The 3,740-nt window shown below is 26.2% G+C and carries 2 protein-coding genes; both read right to left on the bottom strand.

All coding sequences use genetic code 11. From position 1 onward, the window contains the following. Window positions 1-1,017: 1,017 nt before the first annotated feature. Window positions 1,018-2,718, bottom strand: a complete 1,701-nt coding sequence (locus HGB55_RS14510) for a reverse transcriptase domain-containing protein (protein ID WP_168817726.1) — start codon at window positions 2,716-2,718, stop codon at window positions 1,018-1,020. Window positions 2,719-3,004: 286 nt separating this feature from the next. Next, entirely contained in the window at window positions 3,005-3,199 is a 195-nt protein-coding gene (locus HGB55_RS14505) for a hypothetical protein (RefSeq protein ID WP_168817724.1), read from the bottom strand. Window positions 3,200-3,740 lie beyond the last annotated feature (541 nt).

Raw genomic sequence — 3,740 nt, 5'->3', positions numbered from 1 at the left:
CGACCAAAAGTTTGGTTTCTAAGGTTACTTTCTGGTAGCTTTTTTTTCGCCAGTGTTCATTTTGTGATTTCATAAGTGACTGTAATTAATGGTTTAATTTTTAGTCAACCTATTTCAGGAAAGTTCATTTTCAACCTTGTGCCCAACGGTTTAGGCTATGTTGTCGTTGTGGAAAAATCGGCAAGATTTTTCCGCCATAGCAATTAGCTTAGTAAATATACGAGGATTTTCTGAAAAAGAAAATCCGCCACAATGCAATATAGCCATTGTTGGTTAAAGTAACTTAATCAAACATAGTTGGATTTATCAATTTTAGTTCAAATTTAATCGATTCATTTCTCAAATCTGATGGTTTTAATTCTCTATTTTCATTACGTGATATTTCTCAAATTCAGTTGAAAGAAGTTGCAATTTTTCAGTTTATGGAAATGATGAAAAGCAACTAAAACAATCAGAAAATCAATCTTTTGAGTGTTATTTATCAAGATTTGTACTAATTATAAAAAGAAAACGAATTATCTAAAAAATCAATCATTGATGAATTTTTCAGTTTAGTAGAAAAGATGAAAAGCAACTAGAACAATCTAAAAATCATTCAAACGAGTTCGTTTTTATTGATTTAGAAGAAAATTAGCTTAGAAAACTAAAAATAAGAGAAAAACTCCCACGAAACGAAAATCAAATCAATTTAACGGATTCAACTCATTAAATTTCTCAATTTAGCAGAATGATAAAATAGGAGAGAAGAGTTCTCAGAGAATTCTCAGTTGAAGCAGAATTTTAGTTTTGGAAAAAAACTATTTAAAAAATTCATTCCTGAATAGTGCTCAAAATCGGACTAATTTTCAGCTTTAGTAAATCATTATTTTTGAAGAAAAATTTCTCTGCCAAGTTCCAATCTCGTTATTTTAACCAACGGTCTAGTACATGAAAAGTAGCGTTTTTGAAAACGTTATTTTACGATGTTTAAATTTAGTTATTTTATTAGTTAGAAACATTCTATTTTACTAAATGAAGCTATTTTTTATGTACATTGTTAGGCAAAGTATTTTTTATTTGATAACTCATAATTCGCAATGAATTTCTAACTTTTTTAAAATCTTTCTTTTCAATAAATTTTAATGTTTCATACGAACGAATTAACTTTTTATCTTCTTTTTTATAGTCAAATTGTTTCCCTTTTTTGTCTTGAATTTTGATTTTGTCTTGTAATAACTCATAGTCTTTTTTTAAAGAATCTTTATCAATATCTATAATTTGGCATCTATGAGAATCATCATTTCTAACTTCTCTTAAATGAGTAATTCTTTTATCATAATATCTGTTTTTATCAAAAAAGAATTCTTTTTCATACAGGTATACGAGTACATTAATATTTAAGTCACTTATTTTTTTGAAATGATTATTTGCATTCTTTAGGTTTCTATATCTTCTTTTGAAATTTGGATTATTCTCTAAAAGAGTTTTTAACAGATCTAAGAATACCGGAAATTTTCGCCAATAATAATAATTCAAAAGGTTTTCTATTTGATGAAAAGCAGATGTGCAAAAAGGAATAAATATATCTTCTTCAGATTCATTTTTGTCAAAAAGTAATTTTTCCATTTTGATATTATCATTGATTAACTTCTTTTTAACATTTTCATTTGAAATAAAGGTGTAATCGATTAAATTGTTTAGATAATTAAATTTTAATGATATTTTATTAACTATAGGAGATTCTATTCCCTTTACTAATCGTATAAATGAAATTTGACCTAAAAGAACATCTTTAAATTCGTAATTTTTTTTGGATTCAGGTTGGTGTTTCTTAAATTCTTTTTTAGCATAATTGAGACCTCCTTTTTCCCAATTGTTAAGCATTGCTCTTGTTTTTTGTAAAAATTCTCTTTTAATATTTAATTTTTTATTTACGACTAATCCAGTCACTTCTTGTCGCTCCATTGAGGATTTAATTCTAGTTTTTTGATTATTAATTAAAAAGTTTTCTTGATTTAAGATACCCTCAATTTTTTCGATAAATTCGGAATTAAATACTTTTTTATTACTAGAAAAAGTCAAATCATCTGCATATCTTGAATATTTTATTTTACTTTTTAAACAAAATTTGGATAATTTTCTATCTAATTTTTGTGTTACAATATTTGAAATTATTGGTGAAATTGGTGAGCCTTGTGGAAGGGTGCCATCTGTTGTAGCGAGATTAGCAATTAAAAATGAAATTTTCTCTCTGTTGTTGTTAAGCTTAAAAGGAGATAGTTCTAAAACAACTTTTATTCTCCTAAAATTTATACTAGGGAAAAAGTTTTTAATATCAATATTTAAAACATAGTTTTTATTAATATGTGGAATTGCATTTCGCCTAATATCTTTACCTAAAATGAATCCATTTGAATTGTAATGAGAGTAGTCTTCAAATATTATTTGTAAAATAATATTGATTAACTTTTGAATTCTTTTTAATGTGGTATCTGGAGAGTTTATTACTCTAACTGAACCATTTTTTTTTGGAATTTCAAATTGAGTATATCTAGAAGATTTCGTTTTTGAAAGATAGTAAAGATAATCTACATCAATTAATTTTTCAGCTTTAAAGTTTTTAAAAAACTGTCTTTCAACAAAATTGAGTAATGTTGCAAATTCCTCTAAATCTTTAACCTTATAAAACTTCTGCTTTATATTATCTTTTATTTTTTTATCTAAAAAGATACTAGACATATTCTCTTGTGTATGGAACTTTAAATATTAAAGCTTTATCATAAATAGAATAGTAATAGAATTGTATTAATAGTATTACTAAAAATAATATTATACTTAAATAAGTAATAGAATATAATAGAATTATAAAATTTATTACAAATAAAAAATATAAAAATTGAAGAAGATAGAAATAGTATAAAAACTTCATCTATCTTCTCACTTTAGAATTAACATTTCGATTTCGAAATGCATAATCAATAGTCTAGTATCTTTAATCATATCATATTTTGCCTAACGGTTTAGGCTATGTTGTCGTTGTGGAAAAATCGTAAGATTTTTCCGCCATAGCAGTTATGTTAGTAAATATACGAGGATTTTCTGAAAAAGAAAATCCGCCACAATGCAATATAGCCATTGTTAGCATATTTAGCGACACGTTCTGCTGAGCATTGAATTTTTCTGTTATCTGAAATTTATCAAACATACTAATTTTTCTCATTTAGCTTTTTCTCCGCTATAATTTTCACGTTTTACAGGAAAAACTTTGAAATTTCTCAGTTTATTGCAATTATTCATTATTAAAGATATTCGGATTCGTTGCTCAAAATTTTAGCCGTTTCAATTCTCAATTCCGGTAGAGTGGAAGTCAATCTGGAATTTTTCAGGTTTGTACATATTTTCATTCAAAGCAAATTCATTCCGATACAATTCTCATTCCGTTTTGAGTATAAATCACTCAGAAATTTCTCTGTTTAGTACAATTTTTTCAGTAAAAACTCAATTCTTTCCGTTTTCATTGCTCAAATCTGACCGCTACAATTTTCACTCCGAAATATTGCTAAAAATCATAGTTTTCAATTAACTTTTTCAACTTTAATTTTTCTGACCAAAACTCATTCGAGCTATTTATGCTAACGGTTTAGGCTATGTTGTCGTTGTGGAAAAATCGGCAAGATTTTTCCGCCATAGCAGTAACTTTAGTAAATATACGAGGATTTTCTGAAAAAGAAAATCCGCCACAATGCAATATAGCCATTGTT

The organism is Lutibacter sp. B1 (assembly GCF_012524075.1).
Taxonomy (GTDB): domain Bacteria; phylum Bacteroidota; class Bacteroidia; order Flavobacteriales; family Flavobacteriaceae; genus Lutibacter.
Note: the sequence above shows the minus strand (reverse complement) of the source record. Positions and strands in the feature narration are given on the sequence as shown.

Coding starts and splice junctions, on each gene's coding strand:
- HGB55_RS14510 (WP_168817726.1), bottom strand. CDS start 2,718: ATGTCTAGTATCTTTTTAGATAAAAAAATAAAAGATAATATAAAGCAG.
- HGB55_RS14505 (WP_168817724.1), bottom strand. CDS start 3,199: ATGAGAAAAATTAGTATGTTTGATAAATTTCAGATAACAGAAAAATTC.